General features: G+C 43.7%; 16 protein-coding genes. 3 read left to right on the top strand and 13 right to left on the bottom strand.

What is annotated here, in order from left to right; all coding sequences use genetic code 11:
- The first annotated feature begins 53 nt into the window (after nucleotides 1-53).
- Complete coding sequence (locus ACH59B_RS01190; protein ID WP_016820150.1) at nucleotides 54-932, top strand: response regulator transcription factor; 879 nt, start codon at nucleotides 54-56, stop codon at nucleotides 930-932.
- A 110-nt stretch (nucleotides 933-1,042) separates the two neighbouring features.
- Complete coding sequence (locus ACH59B_RS01185; protein ID WP_285693933.1) at nucleotides 1,043-2,440, top strand: phytase; 1,398 nt, start codon at nucleotides 1,043-1,045, stop codon at nucleotides 2,438-2,440.
- A 151-nt stretch (nucleotides 2,441-2,591) separates the two neighbouring features.
- On the opposite strand, the gene ACH59B_RS01180 is transcribed toward ACH59B_RS01185, so the two are convergent.
- The 8 genes from ACH59B_RS01180 to ACH59B_RS01145 all read right to left on the bottom strand — a co-directional run bounded on the left by ACH59B_RS01180 (nucleotide 2,592) and on the right by ACH59B_RS01145 (nucleotide 14,767).
- Nucleotides 2,592-6,332, bottom strand: coding sequence for an alpha-L-arabinofuranosidase C-terminal domain-containing protein (locus ACH59B_RS01180; protein ID WP_285693931.1), 3,741 nt, complete (start codon nucleotides 6,330-6,332; stop codon nucleotides 2,592-2,594).
- Between the two features lie 205 nt (nucleotides 6,333-6,537).
- Nucleotides 6,538-7,530 carry an SPFH domain-containing protein gene (locus tag ACH59B_RS01175; RefSeq protein ID WP_031462610.1) on the bottom strand — a complete coding sequence of 331 codons (993 nt, stop codon included), beginning with the start codon at nucleotides 7,528-7,530 and terminating at the stop codon, nucleotides 6,538-6,540.
- Nucleotides 7,531-7,551: 21 nt separating this feature from the next.
- Nucleotides 7,552-8,346, bottom strand: a complete 795-nt coding sequence (locus tag ACH59B_RS01170) for a YgcG family protein (RefSeq protein ID WP_016820146.1) — start codon at nucleotides 8,344-8,346, stop codon at nucleotides 7,552-7,554.
- Nucleotides 8,343-9,377, bottom strand: a complete 1,035-nt coding sequence (locus ACH59B_RS01165) for a TFIIB-type zinc ribbon-containing protein (RefSeq protein ID WP_016820145.1) — start codon at nucleotides 9,375-9,377, stop codon at nucleotides 8,343-8,345. The genes ACH59B_RS01170 and ACH59B_RS01165 overlap by 4 nt, the downstream gene beginning before the upstream one ends.
- Nucleotides 9,378-9,403: 26 nt before the next feature.
- A complete protein-coding gene (locus ACH59B_RS01160) occupies nucleotides 9,404-10,063 on the bottom strand; it encodes a PspA/IM30 family protein (protein ID WP_016820144.1) in 660 nt (219 codons plus the stop codon).
- A 178-nt stretch (nucleotides 10,064-10,241) separates the two neighbouring features.
- Nucleotides 10,242-11,084 carry an aldo/keto reductase gene (locus tag ACH59B_RS01155; RefSeq protein WP_016820143.1) on the bottom strand — a complete coding sequence of 281 codons (843 nt, stop codon included), beginning with the start codon at nucleotides 11,082-11,084 and terminating at the stop codon, nucleotides 10,242-10,244.
- A gap of 283 nt (nucleotides 11,085-11,367) precedes the next feature.
- Nucleotides 11,368-13,752: a phosphoketolase gene (locus tag ACH59B_RS01150; protein WP_045244942.1), complete on the bottom strand. Its 2,385-nt coding sequence runs from the start codon at nucleotides 13,750-13,752 to the stop codon at nucleotides 11,368-11,370.
- A gap of 292 nt (nucleotides 13,753-14,044) precedes the next feature.
- Nucleotides 14,045-14,767, bottom strand: a complete 723-nt coding sequence (locus ACH59B_RS01145; protein ID WP_016820141.1) for a GntR family transcriptional regulator — start codon at nucleotides 14,765-14,767, stop codon at nucleotides 14,045-14,047.
- 317 nt (nucleotides 14,768-15,084) lie between these two features.
- Between ACH59B_RS01145 and ACH59B_RS01140 the strand changes: the two genes are divergently transcribed.
- Nucleotides 15,085-16,233, top strand: coding sequence for a glycosyltransferase (locus ACH59B_RS01140; RefSeq protein ID WP_016820140.1), 1,149 nt, complete (start codon nucleotides 15,085-15,087; stop codon nucleotides 16,231-16,233).
- Nucleotides 16,234-16,446: 213 nt separating this feature from the next.
- Here the strand turns inward: ACH59B_RS01140 and ACH59B_RS01135 are convergent, their stop codons facing one another.
- The 5 genes from ACH59B_RS01135 to ACH59B_RS01115 all read right to left on the bottom strand — a co-directional run bounded on the left by ACH59B_RS01135 (nucleotide 16,447) and on the right by ACH59B_RS01115 (nucleotide 19,458).
- Entirely contained in the window at nucleotides 16,447-17,397 is a 951-nt protein-coding gene (locus ACH59B_RS01135; RefSeq protein WP_016820139.1) for a ring-cleaving dioxygenase, read from the bottom strand.
- A gap of 72 nt (nucleotides 17,398-17,469) precedes the next feature.
- Nucleotides 17,470-17,868 (bottom strand): DoxX family protein, encoded by a 399-nt coding sequence (locus ACH59B_RS01130; protein ID WP_016820138.1) that lies wholly within the window; start codon nucleotides 17,866-17,868, stop codon nucleotides 17,470-17,472.
- Between the two features lie 69 nt (nucleotides 17,869-17,937).
- Nucleotides 17,938-18,165: a DUF896 domain-containing protein gene (locus ACH59B_RS01125; RefSeq protein WP_016820137.1), complete on the bottom strand. Its 228-nt coding sequence runs from the start codon at nucleotides 18,163-18,165 to the stop codon at nucleotides 17,938-17,940.
- Between the two features lie 354 nt (nucleotides 18,166-18,519).
- Nucleotides 18,520-18,936: a DUF4280 domain-containing protein gene (locus tag ACH59B_RS01120; RefSeq protein ID WP_016820136.1), complete on the bottom strand. Its 417-nt coding sequence runs from the start codon at nucleotides 18,934-18,936 to the stop codon at nucleotides 18,520-18,522.
- Nucleotides 18,937-19,458, bottom strand: a complete 522-nt coding sequence (locus tag ACH59B_RS01115; protein WP_016820135.1) for a hypothetical protein — start codon at nucleotides 19,456-19,458, stop codon at nucleotides 18,937-18,939. It lies immediately after the preceding gene.
- Between the last annotated feature and the right edge of the window lie 11 nt (nucleotides 19,459-19,469).

Here is a 19,469-nt window from a genome sequence, read left to right as displayed (position 1 = left end):
CGCGATCTTTAACTAAAACTTATACGATTTCACACACAAAGGAGCTGACTTCTATGAGCAAAACAGACTTTCTATCTTTCCTTGTCCCTCCATTGCCCTATTTCATAGAGGGGAATTTTACTACATATCAAAAAGGGGACTGGCATCCGAATCGCTATAACTTGGGTTATTTTGACGTAATTATCATTAAAGAAGGACTACTGCACATCGGTGAGGAAGATGAATCGTGGAAGATAACTGAAAATCATGCTCTCATTCTTGAGCCGGACAAGCACCATTTCCCCATAGAGGCATGTACAGAACAAACCTCCTTTTACTGGTTTCATTTTCAAACCAACAGTATGTGGTGTGCCCAATCCTCGCCGAATTTTATTATCCCTAGCACCCCCATTCCTGAACTGCATTTTCACTCAGAACATACCACCATCCATCTACCCAAATATCAGAAATTAATTAATCCCCATGAGCTGTTCTCCAAATTGGACTATTTACTAGCCTCTACTCTAAAAACCCGAAAGCTGGCTCTATGGGAGACTCAACAAACATTTGTGAATATTTTTCAGAGTTTGGAATATGATGAGAATTATAAAAGCAGTTCCTCCAAGTTAGCTGAACAGATCGAAATTTTCTTAAAACAAAACTACAGAAATGCGATTACTAATAAAGACCTGGAGGCGCATTTTCACGTACATCAAAATTATCTTGCTAGATGCATGAAGGCCACCTTTCAGCGCACACCACTTGAGTATTTAATGGACTACCGTCTGGATCAGGGACGCAGTCTTTTGCTGCAAACCGACTGGTCCATCCAACAAATTACGGAGGAAACAGGATTCTCCCAAGCCAGCTATTTTTCAAAGTGCTTCAAGGAAAGATTCGGAATGTCGCCGAAAAACTACAGACAGCAATACTGGAAACCAGCCACCAATTGAATGTTTACGTCTCTTTTACATTTCTTTTACATTTCGATTGTATTCTTTTGATATTGTCGCTTTATACTGAGTCGGTTATATCATTTTTACATCAGAAAAGGGGCATACATATGAAGTCAACTAAACTAGCATTATTAACCATGTTAACAGGGATTCTAGTATCACCAGACCTGATCCATGCGGCAGACACTCAACCATCTGGGTATGCACCACTACGAACACAAGCAGATAAATTGGGGGCAACTATTACATGGGATAGTGATGACCATTCAGTGTTGGTCAAGCTGAAAAATGGCATTGTGGGAACTTTTACAGTCGGTGAGAAGCAATATCGTCTAGCCGGCCAAACCGGAAAAGCAGACCGTGAAATTAAAATAATCAATGGAAATGTATATCTTCCTACAAAAGTGATTACTGCGCTTGAAGCAGAAAATAGCAAATATGCAGATCCTAAAGACGCAGTTCCCACCTATAAAGTGACCCCCTCTGTCGAAACAGAAGCCGTGGAGGATGGAGAAGATGCAGCTGATGACCCTGCGATCTGGCTCAATCCGGTTGATCCGGATAAAAGCAGAATTCTAGCTACCAATAAAGGCGGCGGAATTTTAGTCTATGATCTGGATGGCAAGCAACTGCAGAACATCAAAGTTGGAAAAATGAACAACGTGGATCTTCGTTACGGTTTTACACTGGGCGGTAAAAAGATCGATATTGCAGGCGCAACCAATCGAACCAACAATACGATCGATATCTTTGCCATTGATGGTGAATCAGGAACATTGACCAACGTGGTTGGCAAACCTATTAAAGCAACCATGAAAGAAGTATATGGATTTAGTTTATACCATAGCCTCAAGACAGATAAGTTCTACGCGCTCGTTTTGGGCAAAGAGGGCGAATTCGAGCAATATGAGTTGACTGACAACGGAAACGGCAAAATTGCCGGCAAGCTTGTCCGCCAGTTTAAGCTGGCTACGCAATCCGAGGGCATGGTCGCCGATGATGAATATGGTACGCTGTACATTGCTGAAGAGGATTACGCCATTTGGAAATATAGCGCCGAGCCAGACGGTTCATCCAAGCCGCTGCAACGTGTTGATATTGCAGATGGGCGCAGACTTCACGATGACATAGAGGGACTCACATTGTATTATGGCAAGGACGGCAAGGGGTACCTGATGGCCTCCAGTCAAGGCAACAGCAGCTATGCGATCTATGAACGACAAGGTGACAATGCCTATATTAGCAACTTCACGATCGGCGACAGCCCTACCGTAGATGGTACGTCTGTCACAGACGGTATTGATGTTCTTGGCTATGGATTAGGCAAGAATTTCCCTCATGGTATCTTCGTTGCACAAGATGACGAAAATCTCCAAAACGGCAAGAAGTTAAATCAGAACTTTAAAATGGTACCTTGGGAACGAATTGCTACAGGTGCTCCTACCCCGCTAACGATAGACGATGGCACCAATCCGCGTGAATTGGTAAACAGAAGCACGAAGTAATGCCCGTCAGGGAAATCGAGACGACAACGTTCTGACTTGATCCATAGAAAAAAGGGGTGTCCTAAAAGCCATAAAACGGCTGCTTGGGACACCCCTTTTTGTTTTTAAGCGGGAAAAGGTTCCAACATCCTTACCCTAACTATCTCGTACCCTACGCTTTAAGATCCAGTACCAGTACATTTACCGAATTAGCCGGTAATTGTAAGAGGACAGAATCCGTATGAAGTGTGACCTGATGTTCGGTAGGCACTACCTTTTCATCATTTTTCTTATTCACGTTAGGTACATGAACAAGCGAGGAATCGCCGGTTAGTGTAATCAGCTTGGCGCTGGACTCAACATTCAAATCTTGTAGATTCAGCTGCGTTGCCTTATCTACGTTGTCGGCATTCACAAGCTTCACATATACATGTTCAGCATCTCGGGTCACCGAATGAAACACGTCCCTGTTATAAGCCTCCAGCTTGTAATCCAGCACTTTGCTGGTTGTCTTGCCGTCCGTGTAGGAGCAAATCAGGTTGCTGCCCGTTTCTCCCCCATAGTTCACCGTGATGGTGTAGTCGGTATTATCGGCCAGTTCTTCATAGCTGGCTGCTCTCAAGTTGCCCGTAGCTGTACTGGAAGAGTAGTCACCCATGGTATAGCCTTCTATGCCTTGCTTGTAAACCTTCACGCCGGTAGCATTGCCGTCATAGCCAATCGCGTATTCGATGACGTTCTTTTTCTCAGCGGTAATATCCGTGAGACCTGCGCCCACATAAAAACCGTCCGTGCCGGAAATGCGGGAAGCAACGACCTCTACCTTATAGTTGTTCCAGCTGTCGTTCAAGATGTACAGGCCGTTCAGCCCGCTATCTTGGGCTTTGAGGACAAGCCCCTTGCCTTCCTCCACCGTATATCCCACGGAGCCAGGAATAACTTTCCAGGCTGAATTCAATGCCTTGGTAAAATCTTGATCCAGCAGCACACTGCCGTCCTTATTCGAAGTAACAGTCACACGCTTAACCACAACCTCGGCGTTACCTGTCGCGATCTCAATTCCACCCTGAGGAATGAGGTCGATCGGCTGGCCGTTTTTGTAAGTAGAGAACGAAGTGGCCAATACTTTATTGCCCAAATATTGGGCATACATTTGCTGCACATAATAGTTTGGTGTAAACCATACAGTTTCGTCATCGAACCAGATACAATCCGGTGTCCATCTGTACGTTCCGTCCGTCAGGACTTTGTTAAACAGCGGCGCATACGCGGCCAACCGGACGACGTCGGCATTATTTTCGAAGCCCGTCATCACTGCTGCTTCTGCTACTGCGCCTGCCAATGTATTTTTATCTGTCGAGGCATACTCCCCAACGAAAACCTTCGATGTTTCTTTCCAGTTGACACTGCCATCAGCGTTATAAGCTCTATAGTAATAATTATAGCGGTCCACATTATTCAACAGATACTCATTAGAACGGTAATAGTGCTCATCGGCAATGGTGTCCATATAGTCTTTTTGCTTCTCATACCAGGTTACAGTTTCTTCCGTCACCTGGTTACCGTCCGCAAAAGCAACCTTGGCAGAGCCCTTCATATTACCGCTCAGGAACTTCCAGCCCTGCTGGTAGGCATCGTCGTCTGCTTGAGCACCAACCGTAGAGATGATGTGCAGCTCATATCCTGGGTAGTTTTTCTCCATGTACTCATCAATCGATGTCTTGAACACTTCAAAGTTGGCGAAGAACTCTGTGCCCCAGTTTTCGTTCCCCACGCCCAGATAACGCAGATCGAACGGTGCTTCATGGCCCATTTTTTTACGCATGGCGGCCCATTCATTGTGTTCAAAATCAACGCTGATCGCAAAGTCGATCAGATCCGTAAAATTCTTGATATAGTATTCTCTTAATGCGCCGCCAGCCGGATGAGCATAATCCGAGCGGGCTTGGCAGAGCACACCACAGGCCATAACTGGAAGCGGAGCTGCATTGAGGTCTTCTGCCAACTGGAAGTATTCCATATAACCAAGACCCATGGTCATCATATAGCCCCATACATTAAAGTTTTCCTTGCGCAGCTCGATATCTCCAATGGATTCCTTCCAGTCATATACGTTTTCCCATATAAACGATCCTTCGGAAATACATCCCCCTGGAAAACGCAAAAACTTCGGATGCATGCCGACCAGTGCGTTCACCAGATCTTTTCTCAATCGGTAGTTCGGATTACCCTGATAGTTGGCGTGTGCCGATGGGGAGTGCTCTTCCTCTCCCGCCCCCCATACATCTTGTGGGAATAAGGAAACCATATCAATGGAAATGTCGCCTTCAAATGTAAGCGCCAGTTGTCCCAGAACCGTAGCTGTACCTGTCAGCACCAGCTTGGAATCGACGCCGTACTTTTTCCACGTGTTGCCACCTTCCACCTGTACGGTTACCGAATCACTGATGGCCTTCTCCTTCGAGTCTTGAAGTTGCAGTGTGATTGTACCCGCAGATTCGGCCTTTGCCCAGATGGTAAACTCATACTTGGCACCCTCCTGGATGGACATGGCACAATTCTGGTTAGAATCAGAAAACCCTTTGTTCCGAATCGTTGCCCCATCCGCTACTGTTACGTAATAAGAGTTCACATCCTTGTCTTTTGCGCCCAAAAACTCATTTAATCCACCGCTATGTTGTGGAGCCATCTTGTCCGTATCACCAGACCAGGCGAACAATGGATTGCGGTTCCGTCCTGTAGAGCAGCCGCATTCACCAGAAGCATGGGAATACGTATCAAACTCAAAGGATTCGAAGGAGCGATTTTGCACGAGTTCTGCATATATCCCGCCATCTGCCGCGTTATTGATATCTTCGTAGAACAAGCCGTACATCACTTCGCTGACATCCACAACTTCTTTATTCCCATGAATGGTCAGCGTGTATGGAGGCAACTGTTCTGGAAGAACGGAAACTTCAAAGCTTTCTTCTATCCTGTTTGAACCTCTGGTCAAAAGAGCCGTAACGGTGACTCCCTGTGCGGAAGTAATCGCCTGAACCTGACCATGGTCAGAGAGTATGCTAGGCTGGCTGGATTTCCAGGTCACTTCTACTCTTCCACCCATCAGAACCGTTGGCAGAGCTATGTCTTTGGTTATAATTGTCGTCGGAAATGATAAATACTTATCTCGGGCAAGCTTCACGATCTCTTCATCTGTCAATGAATCGCACATGACCTCAATAATTTCATCCGCCGTCAAACCTGCTTTATAAATTCGGAAGTCCGAAACCGAGCCAGCAAAGTCTACATCGGCTGCATGTTGGGAACGACCGATAAAATTGTTACTATAGTTGGTCGTATCTGCAAATGTTTCGAACCATTTGCGCAGCTTGGCATAGTTACCACTGGAGGTTTGGCTGATGGAGCCGTCCGCTGCCACTTCACCATTGACATATACCACTGGACCCGCACTGCTTAATGTACCGCCTTTTGTGCCGATGACAGACAGGGCGATGTGCATCCACTCATCCCTGACAAAGCCTCTTCCTGGGTCTACGGACAAATCCATCTCAGTGAAAAGAGTTCCGCGCAGATTCCGTGTCATAAACATATAAGGCCCAGTATGCGCTTTACCAAAGTCAAAAACACGTTCCCACATATCCGTGAATCTGCCGAAGTTTACCCAAGCCGTCACTGTAACACCGGTGTTATCGCTTACATCTTTAAATAGATCGGAAGGGAGCTGAATATAAGATGTTCCGTTGGGTCCTCCCTCAAGTGCCAAAGCCGCTCTTCCGGTAGCATGGGAGATCGTAGGTGCTGCTGTGCCTGAAGCAATCCCGTCATTACCTTGTCCGGAGCTATCCTTGCCGACGTTCTCTGCATCATCAAACTTGTACCGCGCAATGATTTGATCTTGGAATTTGGTCATCTTTGTGGCTCCTATACCTATAGTTTATTAATGTAATACCTAATTAGTTAATATAAATGCGTACTATATAGCTATAGTACCTTATCCTGTGTACTTTTTTCAATCCAATAAATCAGATTTATAAAGAAAATGCTTGAACAAACTACAATAAAAAAGCAGTTATCACAGAGAATACTCTGCAACAACTGCTGTTTGTTTTACAAAGCTACCCGTTCAATTTCTGTCCACAATTCGGACAAAAGTTAGCTCCCTCGTTTTTTGTACCACAATTCGGACAAAAATTTGGCCTTTTACCGTCGCCAGAAGGAGTGGGGGCATCGGGTGCAGGCTGAGTCTCAGCCTGAGGCTGTTGACTTGGGTTCAAATTTTTCATCATTTCATTGGCTATATTCATGCCCATCATCATACTCGCCATATCCGACGCAGCACCGCCGCCTTTTACATTCCCCGATGCCATACCGTCAGTCATCGTCACTTGTTGGTACTTTTGCAGATTACCGATCATTTCATGAGAAGCTGTCTTCGTAATCATATCCTGAATTTCTTGAGGATAATTGAAGCTCATCACATGAAAGCCTGTAATCGTCATACCGTTGTCCATCACTTGCATATCCAGGTCTTCTTGAATGCCCTTCGAAATATCAGAAGCATTTGCCTGTAGATTAAACATGTCCTTGCCTTCTCTGCTGATCCACTTCATCAATAACTGATCCAACACCGAAGTAATGCGTATTTTAACGTCCTCTACAAGATAACTGTCCTTTACCCCGGCAATCTTATCAATAAGCGTAACATAATCGTTTACTTTAAAATTAAACGTACCGTTGGCCCGAATCGGCATCCCGCCTGGCAATTGGGGAGTCGGGATCAAAACCGGATTTTGTGTTCCCCATTTGACCGTAAACTCCTTCGTATTAACGAACAAGACCTCCACCCGCATGCCGCTGTTAAAACCGAACTTGAACCCTTTTAATGTCGATAGAAATGGAATAATATCCGAGTCCATGTTATATGACCCTTCATTCTCAAAGATACCCTCGATCTTGCCGTTATTAACAAAAATCGCGTCCTGACCGGAGCGGATGATTAATTTACTGCCTTTTTTAATTTCACGATTGCTCCATTTCCAAAAAATCATATCATCCCTAAATTCTTCCCATTCTACTACATTTGCAAATTGATTTCTGAAGAATCCCATGTGCTGTATCCATCCCTTCCGTTAAAATGATCCTCTGCTGCCACTATGCGAGTGACCGCCGCTGGTGGTTCCACCCCCTCCGCCTGATGAGCTGCTGCTACTGCTCTTTTCAATCTTCCGCTTCGTTGTCGTGGTGTGAGTGTACAGATCTTGATGTGCAAGAACCCCTGACGTGCTTGCATCCTCGTAGGTCTGCCGATTTACCGTAACCCGACCGCCGGAACTCGAAACCATCTTACCTACAATAATAGACGCCAATCCCAGCGCAATCGCCAAGTGAAGCCAGCCTTTGAAAAATATACTGTCCGGATTCACCCCTGGGCGAATGGCCAAATATTTGTGCGCACCGAGAATATACTTTTGAAAGGCAAGTCCATAGTTGCCATTCGTCAGATCCGGGGTAATTTCATGGCGGATTTTAGTAAGCCTGTCGTCATCCAGATACCGTTCTGCCTTATAAAATCCGGCCAAGTACACCTCTCTATTCCTCATATCCATCGTTAAAATGACTGCATTTCCATGAGCCCTGTCATAACCCGGACCATGATCATCATAAAAATCCTGTGTCATTTTCATAACATCCATATTGTCGGGATTGTTGGTCGTATAAATAATAATGTCTGTCTCTCTTTCAGCTCCGTATTGATTAGCCATAGAGTTCAACACATCATACTCTTCCTGATTAAGTAGACCTGCCTCGTCAAAAATCAATGGCTTCATCTCTGTCGTTGCTGCTTCGCCCTTCATTTCCATAGGAACCGCTAGAAAAACAGCAAAGAACAACAACACAGCCACAATCGCTCTATATTTTTTCAATAGAATTCTCCCCCCATTATTAGCCAAGTTATGAACCTTAATGAAAAGAGAGTTATGCCGAAAATGCCTGCAAACCAAGCTGTCACTTTGAACTTGCTAATCGGAGGCTTACCAACTACTTTGCCCGTCTGACCGTTCATCGCAAACGTATGCTCCAATTGATTGTAGTCATAGTGGATGACCCATACTGGGAGCAGGACATAATCCGCTTGTTTTAATGTAGTATCAATTTGCTTTTCCGTGTAACTCACAGACGTATACTCTGACACCGTGGACTGAATATAAGCATCAATATATTCCTTCACTTTGTCTTTCACGCGCGGGAAAAGCTCCTCTTCGTTATAACTATACTTTTCCGCAATATAGCCCGCTAAATATGGCGTTTTAAAAGGTTTGAGCTGATCATAAGGAAAAGGCTCCAATTTATCCATCAGCTCGTCATTCATTTTCTCCGCAGCATCAATCGGAACCTTCACGTAATTCAAACGGATTTTCCGATATACATCAAAATGCTTCGTTTCTGTATATTCGTAATCTCCGCTCGTATAGGTTCTCACTTGGTTACCTTCACCTTGAACCTCAATTTGATTATGTAATTCATATAACCAGAAGGGGACATACATACCGGTTATTCCCTTGATTCGATCAGCTATCATAAATCGGTTCGGTGTCAGACGGCCATTCTTGCACCATTTTTTGAACGCAGCTATGGCTTCTTCCTTGCTGATCGAAAAGGGAATAACCTGCGCCGGAGCCAGCTTCCCGGTCAGTCGATCACCCAGTACCACGGCAGAACCACAAAAGCTGCACACCGTTGCACTCGTCTCCACTTCGGTCATAATTACTGCTCCACAGTTATTACAATGATACTCATGGGCCTCATCTTCTGAAAAAACACGATTGGTCAGAGGATCAGGAATCGTATCGATGTTGTCCTCTCTTCCGCAGCTATGGCAAGATAACATTCCTGTCTCACTGTCAAAGACCATACCGCTGCCGCAGTTGGGGCATTTGTATTCGATAACCGGCATCTGCTCACCTCTTCATGTAGAAACTATTATGATTCTTTGGAATTGATTTTCTGCTTGATTGCAGCCAGCTCATCTTCTGCATTGGTACTCTTCTCATATTGCGTGAATAACGCATCCAGGTCGTCCTTCGTCTCTCCCCGGAGCTCAGCTATCGCCATCGCTTCATCATATGCCTTGTTTGCCTTCTCTTCCAAGGCTTCGAATACAGAATCATGGTCGCCCATAGAATTCAAGGCTTGCTGTGCTTTGGCGATCGCCAGCTTCCCTTTAAGTTCGGCACGCCGCACTTCCAGACGCCCTATATCGGACACCAATTTCTCCTGCATTTGTTTCATATGTACGGCGTTTGCCGAAGCTAAGTCATAAGAGGTCTGTAACGATTCCAGTTTCTCTGCCTGCAAGATTTTACGTTCCAGAAACTTTCGAGCCTCATCTTCATTGCCAGCTTCCACAGACTTACTTGCATAATGCTGGAGCTTTTTGATCTCAGCTCTACATTCATCCAGTGCTCTTTTCGCTCTTTTCTCATCAGCTAGTACCGAGGCCGTTTCCGCTTTCACCTTGCCCAGATCACTGTTCAAGTTCCGCATATAATCATCAATGGTCTTCTCCGGATCGCTCGCCTTATCCAATAAGGCGCTGATATTCACCCTCATAATATCCCTAAACCTTGACAAAATCCCCATAATGACCTCCTTCGAAAGGACTACATTCCCCCATATCATACATCAAATCCGGTTAAAAATGTTCATCATTCATCATGGCTATATCCAGACTTATCGCATCCTTTCCACTATTACTAAAAAGCAAAGGGTTCAAAAACCCTCTACAGATTTTTGAACCCTTCGAATTCATTGTTGTAGATTACAGTTCTTCATAGGAATTGGGGTCCTGGTCCCATAGCCGTCCATCTTCCCTGCTAAGCGCTGAAATCACGTTCATTTCCTCTGGTGACAACTCAAAATCAAAAATGTCCAGATTTTCCGTCTGATGTTTTACAGAAGAAGCCTTAGGAATTGGGATCGCTCCCAGTTGAATATGCCAACGTAAAATCACTTGTGTCGCGGTTTTGCCATGAGCAGCAGCAATATTCCCAATCTCTTCGTTTTCCATCATGCTGTGACCGCGACCCAAAGGGCTCCACGATTCCGTCACAATGCCCTGTTCAGCATCTTTGGTACGCTGATGCTCCTGGTTAAACAATGGATGCAATTCAACCTGATTGATGCTCGGTGCGATACCTGTTTCCCGAATCAAACGTTCATTATGCTCAGGCAGAAAATTGCAGACCCCGATGGAACGAATATAGCCCCGCTTCTTCGCCTCAATCAACGCCTGCCAGGCTTCAACATAACGATCAATTTGGGGATTCGGCCAATGGATCAAATACAGATCATAATAGTCCAAACCGCCTCTATATAATGACTCTTCAATCGTGACAATAGCTTCCTGATACGCATGTCGACGACCTGGCAGTTTGGAGCAAATCAATAATTCTTCTCTCGGTATAGAACTCTGCTGGACAGCTTTCCCGACAGCGCCTTCATTTTCATAGTTAAAAGCTGTGTCAATTAGACGGTAACCCGCATCAATCGCGGCGGCTATCACTTTTACTCCATCTGCACCCTTCAATCCAGCAGTTCCAAATCCAATAACAGGCACCTTAGTGCCATCATTCAATACCTTCTCCGGAATTTGATGGTTCATATTAACAGCCTCCTCTCCTATTCCCTTATACCATAACACCTCTTCAATATTCAGACAAAATGCAGCGAACCACTCAGTTCCCATATACTTATTACCCACTTGCTCGTGACTTCCCTATTAAATTCTCAGTGTGCTACATCAAAAAGTGCCTGATCCCCGTTGAAATCATACTTGAAGTCAAGGGGTCAGGCACTTCTATACTACTACCAAATCATATATTCCAGCTCATGCTTGACTGCTTGGCTGTCCAACATAAAGCTGAAAAGTACATGTACTGTACTTTTTATTTTAGACCTTCCCATACCCAGTTCTCTACCTCTGGCAAGTCAATGCCTTCTTCACGAATGAATTGATGATGTTTCTTAACCATTGCATCCATTTCATCCGCAATATTCGCGTACTTTCCAGCGTCAGGTAAGTTTAGAACAGCTTCTTTCACCAAGTCAAAACGATCCATTTGATTCAATACACGCATATCAAATGGTGTTGTAATATCGCCATTTTCACGGTAACCATGTACATGCAGGTTATGGTTGTGACGATCAAAGAACAGGTCTTTGATCAGACCTTCGTAACCATGGAAAGCGAATACGACTGGCTTGTCTTTTGTGAAAAATTGATCAAACTCAGCGTCAGATAATCCACGAGGATCTAACTTTTGGCTTCTCAACTTCAGTAAGTCTACTACGTTGATGTAGCGAATCTTCAAGTCAGGCAGTTTTTTATGCAAGATCGAGATTGCAGCTAAGCTTTCAATCGTTGGCTCTGTACCAGCAGAAGCGATGACAATATCAGGCTCTCCACCTTGATCTGTACTTGCCCAGTCAATAATCTTCAATCCTTTGTCTACCAATTCTTTCGCTTCATCAGCAGAGAACCATTGTGGACGTGGGTGTTTGGACGAAACAACCAGATTGATCTTTTGACGGTCATTTAAAATGGTGTCAAAAACAGCTAGCAGAGAGTTGGCGTCAGCTGGCAGATACTCACGAATAAATTCTGGTTTCTTATCAGCCAAATGACCTAACAAACCTGGATCTTGGTGTGTATACCCATTATGATCCTGTTGGAAGACCGTTGAAGTAGCTACAACATTCAATGATGGGATGTCTGCACGCCATCCTTGATCCGTTGCTTTACGCAGCCATTTGAAGTGTTGAGTGATCATCGAGTCAACCACACGCAGGAAGGCTTCGTAACTTGCAAAGAAACCATGACGACCTGTTAACACGTAACCTTCCAGCAATCCTTCAGCTTGGTGCTCGGATAACTGGGAATCAATGACACGACCATACGATGACAAGAATTCATCATTAGGTTCAATAATTTGATCCATCCATTGGCGTTTGGTTACTTCAAAAACAGGAGCCAAGCGGTTAGACATCGTTTCGTCAGGTCCGAAGATTCTGAAATTGCGATTCTCTTCATTTAATACAACCACATCTTTAACGTATTTGCCCAAAACCGACATATCTTGCGCAATCACTTTACCAGGCGTGGAGTTATCTAGCGCATAGTTGCGGAAATCTGGCAATTTCAAGTCTTTAATAAGGTGACCTGCATTCGCAACAGGGTTCATTCCCATTCGTTTATCGCCTGTAGGCAAAATATCAGCAATCTCAGCTTTTAAACGACCGTTTTCGTCAAATAATTCCTCTGGTCTATAGCTATTCAGCCATTCTAATAAAGCAGGCGCGTGCTGCATATTTTTTTGATCAACCGGAATTGGAACCTGATGGGCACGGAACGAATTTGTATTCGGCACTCCGTCCCATTCCTTTGGACCCGTCCAGCCTTTAGGTGAACGGAAGATAAGTACTGGCCACGCCGGACGAGTAAGGTCATTATTTTCACGCGCATTCTTCTGGATAGCTTCGATCTTCTCGATGGCAGTATCCAATACTTTCGCCATTTCTGGATGCATGTGATCAGGGTCTTCACCTTCAACAAAAAAAGGTTCCCAACCTAAACCTTTAAAGAACGAGGTTAACTCTTCTTTCGATTGGCGAGACATAATCGTTGGGTTACTAATTTTGAAGCCATTTAAGTGTAAGATTGGAAGCACTGCGCCATCCGTGATTGGATTGATAAATCTGTTAGAGAACCACGAAGCGGCTAATGGTCCCGTTTCGGCTTCACCATCCCCAATAACAACAGCCGAAATCAGATTCGGATTATCTAAAATAGCACCTACACCATGAGAAAGGGAATAGCCCAGCTCTCCACCTTCATGGATAGATCCAGGTGTTTCAGGAGCAGCATGCGAAGCAATACCGCCAGGGAACGAAAATTGTTTGAACAGTTTCTTCATGCCTGGGATATCTTGAGTGATTTGTGGATAGATTTCAGTGTAGCTTCCATCAAGATATGAATTTGAAACCATAACCTGGCCGCCGTGACCAGGACCTTCAATGTAAAGCATGTTCAAATCATATTTATTAATAACACGATTAAGATGAGCATAAATAAAGTTTTGGCCTGGAATCGTGCCCCAGTGTCCAATAGGCTTAACCTTTACATCCGAATCTTTCAAAGGTTCTCTCAACAAAGGATTGTCTTTTAAATAAAGCTGACCTACTGAAATGTAGTTCGTTGCACGCCAGTATGCATCAAGTTTTTCCAAATATGTTTTAGACGAGTAATCTTCTAACACGGGTGATAAAGCCATGGTGTCCACTCCCTAGTAATTTTGTTTGTAATTTATTTCCGGAAATTTCATCTACATGTACATCATAACGCTACACTGAATTAATTCAACCTTTCTCACAAGTGATACGGTCCAATTTTGTGAAATTTTGAACATACTATGAAATATAAATTAAAAAGACAGTAAAAAAGCTCTTACATTAAAATATATAGCAGGATAAACCAATAAAATTTGTGATAAATGAAAAGTTTGCAGACTCTAATCCTTTTTCAAAACTATAAAAAAAAGACCGGAGAATTCTCCAGTCTTTTCATTAGTGTACCGATACAAAGGTATTAAATTTCAAATATTTGTAGTGAAATCGCATATGCGAAAATTCAAATGGGGTACCGTTATCCAAAAAGAAAACACCCTCCATAATGCCTACGGGTTCATTTTCTTTCAATTGCAGTAGCTTTTGATCATTCTCTTCAGACGGTTCTGCAAAAATAGATAAAAAGGATTTGGTGACGGCCAGGTTCCGTGAGTCCTCCAAATAATTAAAAATGGAACCCTCAATAATGGTCTGATTTAAATCCTGGACAATTTTAATGGGGATATAGCCCGTTTCGATCATAAATGGATCATCATCAAACAGACGCAAGCGAACGATTTTATAAACAAAATCATGAGTGTCCAAGAACAAATCGCGCTGTAGTTCTTCTGTCGGTGGAATGACCTCAAAACTCAATACTTTGATTTTTGGCTTTTTGCCATGCATTTGAAAATTATCAGTAACTCCTAGATTAGAGCCCTCGTAGTTAAAGATAGATTCATTTCTTATGTATAAGGGATTAATAAATGTCCCGGAACCTTGTTTTTTGAAAATAATTCCGACACTCTCCATTTTAGTCAGAGCACGTTTAATGGAACTACGACTAACCTGGTAAGTCTCACTAAGACTACGTTCATCTGGCAATCTCATATCTGCAAACTTTCCAGCGAAAATTTTCATTTTAAGATCGTCAATAATTTGCTTATAGACAAATTGTGTCATATAGTACTCCTCTTTCAGGTCTTCTATAACTCCATATAGTTTACCATAAACAAGCCCATTTCATCTCATGTTTGTTTGTGTCCCTTCTACTTTACATCCTTATGCATAATGCTACCATGACATATACATCACACCACTGAAACATATCTGCAAATCAGCAAAAAATACAGCACTCCCACATTAACATCCGCATAGGACCAAGCCTGTTTCGAACTTTGTGGGTTGTTTGACTAGACCAGGCTAAAATCCTTGAATACATTGTTATTATTTATCTCGTTCAAAGGTTGTCTAATTAGAATGGTGGGGGGGAGATCACATTGGCTATCCGCTACAGCGTCATCATTCCAACCTATAATCGCGCCCAGCAGCTGTTGCTCACACTCGCTTCATTTGAATCACAAACCTACCCGAAGCAACTATTCGAAGTCATTGTAGCTGATGATGGTTCTACAGACGGAACGAAAGAAATGGTCGAAGGCTTCAAAGCATCCTATCCTCTTATCTATGTGTCACACCCTGAACAACGCGGTCGATCTGCCGTTCGAAATTTGGGACTGCGCCGAGCAAAAGGGCTATACATCATTTTCTGTGACGCTGACTTTTTGGTGCTGCCTCATTTCATTAAAACCGTGAGCCGTTATCACCGCAAGTATCCCAAATCTGTGCTTTCAGGCATTCCGCACTCGTGGGACGATGCATTTACCCACTATCACCCTGATTTTTCTGTGGAAGAAAAAGAACATTGTCGGAGCATACTTACACAATCCGGCTTATGGAATCCTGACTTTGAAACAGCGAATGAAATTGTTCCAATCATCACCCCTGATGATGTCCTTCATCAAACGGGTGCACTGTCTAAAGTCGTTAGCCCCACAAGGGTTCCTCCCAATACGCAGAAACAATTTGCCTCAACGGACGTAGCTCCCTGGATGATGCTAGTAACTCGTTGTGTGGCCATCAGACGCAACCACTTAATTCGTATTGGAGGTTTCAATGAACGGTTTGTGCTGTACGGACTCGAAGACTGGGATCTTGGCTATAGACTGCATCGCTTAAAAATCCCTTTTTATTGCATCAAAGAGGTGGTCGGGTATCATCAGGAGCATCCAACCCATCTTAGAGGTAACGTTTTAAATACGGAAAATCTAAGAATCATGTATGAAACTTACGGGTTCAATGACTCCTCGTTAAATTTATTTGCTCTGATTCCTCCATCCGAGGATTTTGAGACCTACAAAAATACGCTGCGAGTATTGCGCAGGGGACTCCGTTCCAGGTTAACACGTTCATCAGCTATGTTGTTGAGAAGGACACTACGCATTGCTGCCAAGCAGTTTTATTATCACAACAACACCCCAGCATACCAACAATCATTACGAGCGATACAAAGGAAAGCTGAGAACCGGAAAAGCCGAGTCGCTCATGTGTTACGAGAAATGTTAGTAAAGTCTGAAAAGCTGGTGTAATAACAAGAGGGCGGAAGGTCATGAGATATATACCTGGAAGCAGGTTCTGTCTTGGATAGATAATGTCGTATATTAGATTAGTCAAATCATAAATATAGGTTAATTGCGGAGGATTTTATTTTCAGGGAGTAATCTATCAAATGAAAAATCCACAATCGAATGAGATTGTGGATTACGTGACTTCATCTGGATGCAAAACAGCAGCCATTTCATTTACTTTTGTTTATCTGTTAATGTTCTCACTTCAATAGGATGCAGGTTTGCCTCGATCTGAGCCCGCTGCGGTTCATACCACTCTGGTAGCATTAATTTCTGCCCCAAAGATTCCGCAGGTTCATCGTTAGCAAATCCCGGTGGATCTGTAGCAATTTCAAATAGTATGCCGCCCGCTTCTCTGAAATATATTGCATTAAAATATTGGCGGTCGATGATTGGGGTCGGCTGATAGCCATAATGCTGGACTGTGCTTCTCCACTCTTCATGTTGCTCGAAATCTTTTGCGCGCCATGCAATGTGATGTACCGTGCCTGCTCCACCAAAGCCTAAGCCCATTTTGACCAGCGGAACATCCACAATGTTGCCGATTTCTCCAGCGGACTGATAACGAGCATATTCGACGTCTTCGTCGATTTTCGTAAATCCGAGTATGCTCTCCAATGCATACATCGTTTTCTGTGGATTGACGCTAAATAGTACGGCGCCTCCGAACCCTTTAATGGCATTATCAGCCGAAATGCCATCGTAAGACCAAGTACTGTTCGCTCCTTCTGCACGTTCAACAAGCTCAAGACGCAGGCTCTCATTATCCTCGAATTGAAGATACTGTTCATTAAAACGGCTTGTTTTCGTAACTTCAATACCAAAGCTTTGCAAACGGTGCTGCCAAAAATCAAGTGAACCTGGCGGTACCACATACGAGGTTATGCCCACCTGACCGCCTCCGACTCGCCCTTTGGGAGTTCCTGGTGCCGGGAAAAAAGTAATAATCGTTCCAGGACTTCCTGCCTCGTTACCAAAATACAAGTGGTAAACCTCAGGAGCATCGAAGTTGATCGTTTTCTTCACTAACCGAAGTCCAAGAATACCTGCATAGAAATCGACATTTGCCTGCGGATTACCAGCAAAAGCTGTAATATGATGAATACCTGCAGTTTGAAGTGACATATAAAATCCTCCTTTTAATTGTAGAAATCCTTATTTTTATCATTGGTAATTTATAATGACTTAGTTCATGTATTAATGAAGTATTGCATCAATGGAGTATGGACCTGCGCCTATCAACGCAATACCGACTACGACAGCAATAAGAACCAGCGGATATTCATAGCCATTAGCGGTGGCCCAGATCCCGTTTTGACCATGTACTTTGACAATCGCTCCAAGCATCGTCATCGTAATCAACAGTGCAGCCAGTGGAGTAAGCAGTCCTACAGCAAATAGAGCTCCTCCCAGCAATTCCATCAACCCAGCAGCCACGGCCATCAATACTCCGGGCTTGATCCCGATTGATTCCATCCAACCACCGGTACCTTTTGGACCATAACCGCCAAACCAGCCAAAAAGCTTCTGAGCCCCGTGCCCCACAAATAGCAATCCTACTACCAAACGTATCAACAACAATCCACTCGCCAACATAAAATCACGCTCCATATTATATTTATTATTTAAAGATTTTTAAATTAGAGATATTTAGCAAAGCTAAATTCATGGTTTAACGATTTTAGCCTGCTCTCTTCTAAGTTTTTCAGGAGTTACATCATCACCATTTGGATCGTAAATCGTAGCGTTCAAGAGAATACTTTGTACAGATCCCCGAAAGATTTGAAGGTATTCCTTGCGAAGATCCATTTGCTCCGTTTTTTCAATTTCAGTTAACCCAACTTCTTTTGCTTTGTTTGCCAACTGATTAATTCTTTCTAAAATCGCAATCATGTGTATACCTCCCTATGCAAAATTTTCTGTTTGTTTTTATCTTTAATTTATTTATCTCGATATAAAGATATAATATATTTTTATTCTTGTCAATACTTTATTACAAAGAGAAGAAGATGATGAACTCTTGAGTTGCTTCTCACCCCCATAATATCAAGGCCATCTCCATACTGATATTACTTGTATTTTAAACGTACTATTGCAGTGACCAGACCATCGTAGGTACGATGGATATCCTGATAAGATCGCTTCTTTATCTGGATATCCATCGGATACGAATGCGAAGCAGCCTTCAGTTCAACTGTATACACGTCCCGAATACAATTCGAAACCTAACAGCTTTGAAACAGACCCTTAGTCCAGCTCCTGTCCATCATTTTCAATTTGAATATGACCACAATACAGACATTGATGGGTACAGTTTTGTGTCAAAGCCGGCTGTCCTTCGATCTTCACATCACTTTTCCCATTCAGCCACGGCATGGTCAGGACTGGAACACACGGAGCCTTCTTCACGCCATAGATGTCTACCATCTCACTAGCCTGCACAGCTGGATTTAAGGGACTGGAGCAATTTCCAAAAGACTGAATGTTCACTCCTGGAACGTAATCTCCAATGTTCATTTGTGCTTTGTTTTTTACGTAGACTCCATGGCTAAAAGGTCTCTTCAAACGGGTAGGTTGTGTGCCATAACTACAACTTAAGATCGCTCCTGCCACGACATAGCTTTTTTTTGCACCCGTTCCCGGTCTCACCTGGGCTTCTCCCACTTACCCCATCCTCCTTAGTGCTTCTATCTCGACTCTTAGCACTCGAATACCTGTAAAAGATCGGCGCAGCAGGCTTTCTGCCACAGCCAAATGGATATAGATATAAGGTTCGATCAGTCCCTCAATCCGAAAAACAGGAGGCTCTATCTCCCCCTGTCTCAGTAGCAAACGCTTCAACGTACCATTGAGGTACCATTCCGTTTGTGCGGACAAACAGTCCACCATCGGCGGACGAAGCACCCAGTATACCTCCTGTCTGGCCTGCTGGAAATCGGTAAGGATGGCTGCTTTCCACTTCAGTTCCGGCATATATTTCTCCAATAATACTTTCATCCGATCGGACACCAGTGGTAGGGGAAATTCCAAAAAATCCGGGTACACTGTTCGTGGATCGGTATGTACAGCCAAAAAAAGAGGTTCATCCTGCTGTTGCTGTCCCTCGGCCTCCGTCAGGATATCTTCTACTTGCAAAGGAGACAGCGCAGCAGGCTCCACCCGATGCTTTACCCGCTCGTCTACCATCAGTCGAAAAC

Origin of the sequence: Paenibacillus sp. DP01, from assembly GCF_044784315.1 — a bacterium.
Taxonomy (GTDB): Bacteria; Bacillota; Bacilli; order Paenibacillales; family Paenibacillaceae; genus Paenibacillus; species Paenibacillus polymyxa.
The sequence above is the reverse complement of the archived record's forward strand: the minus strand, read 5'-3'. Positions and strand labels throughout refer to the sequence as shown.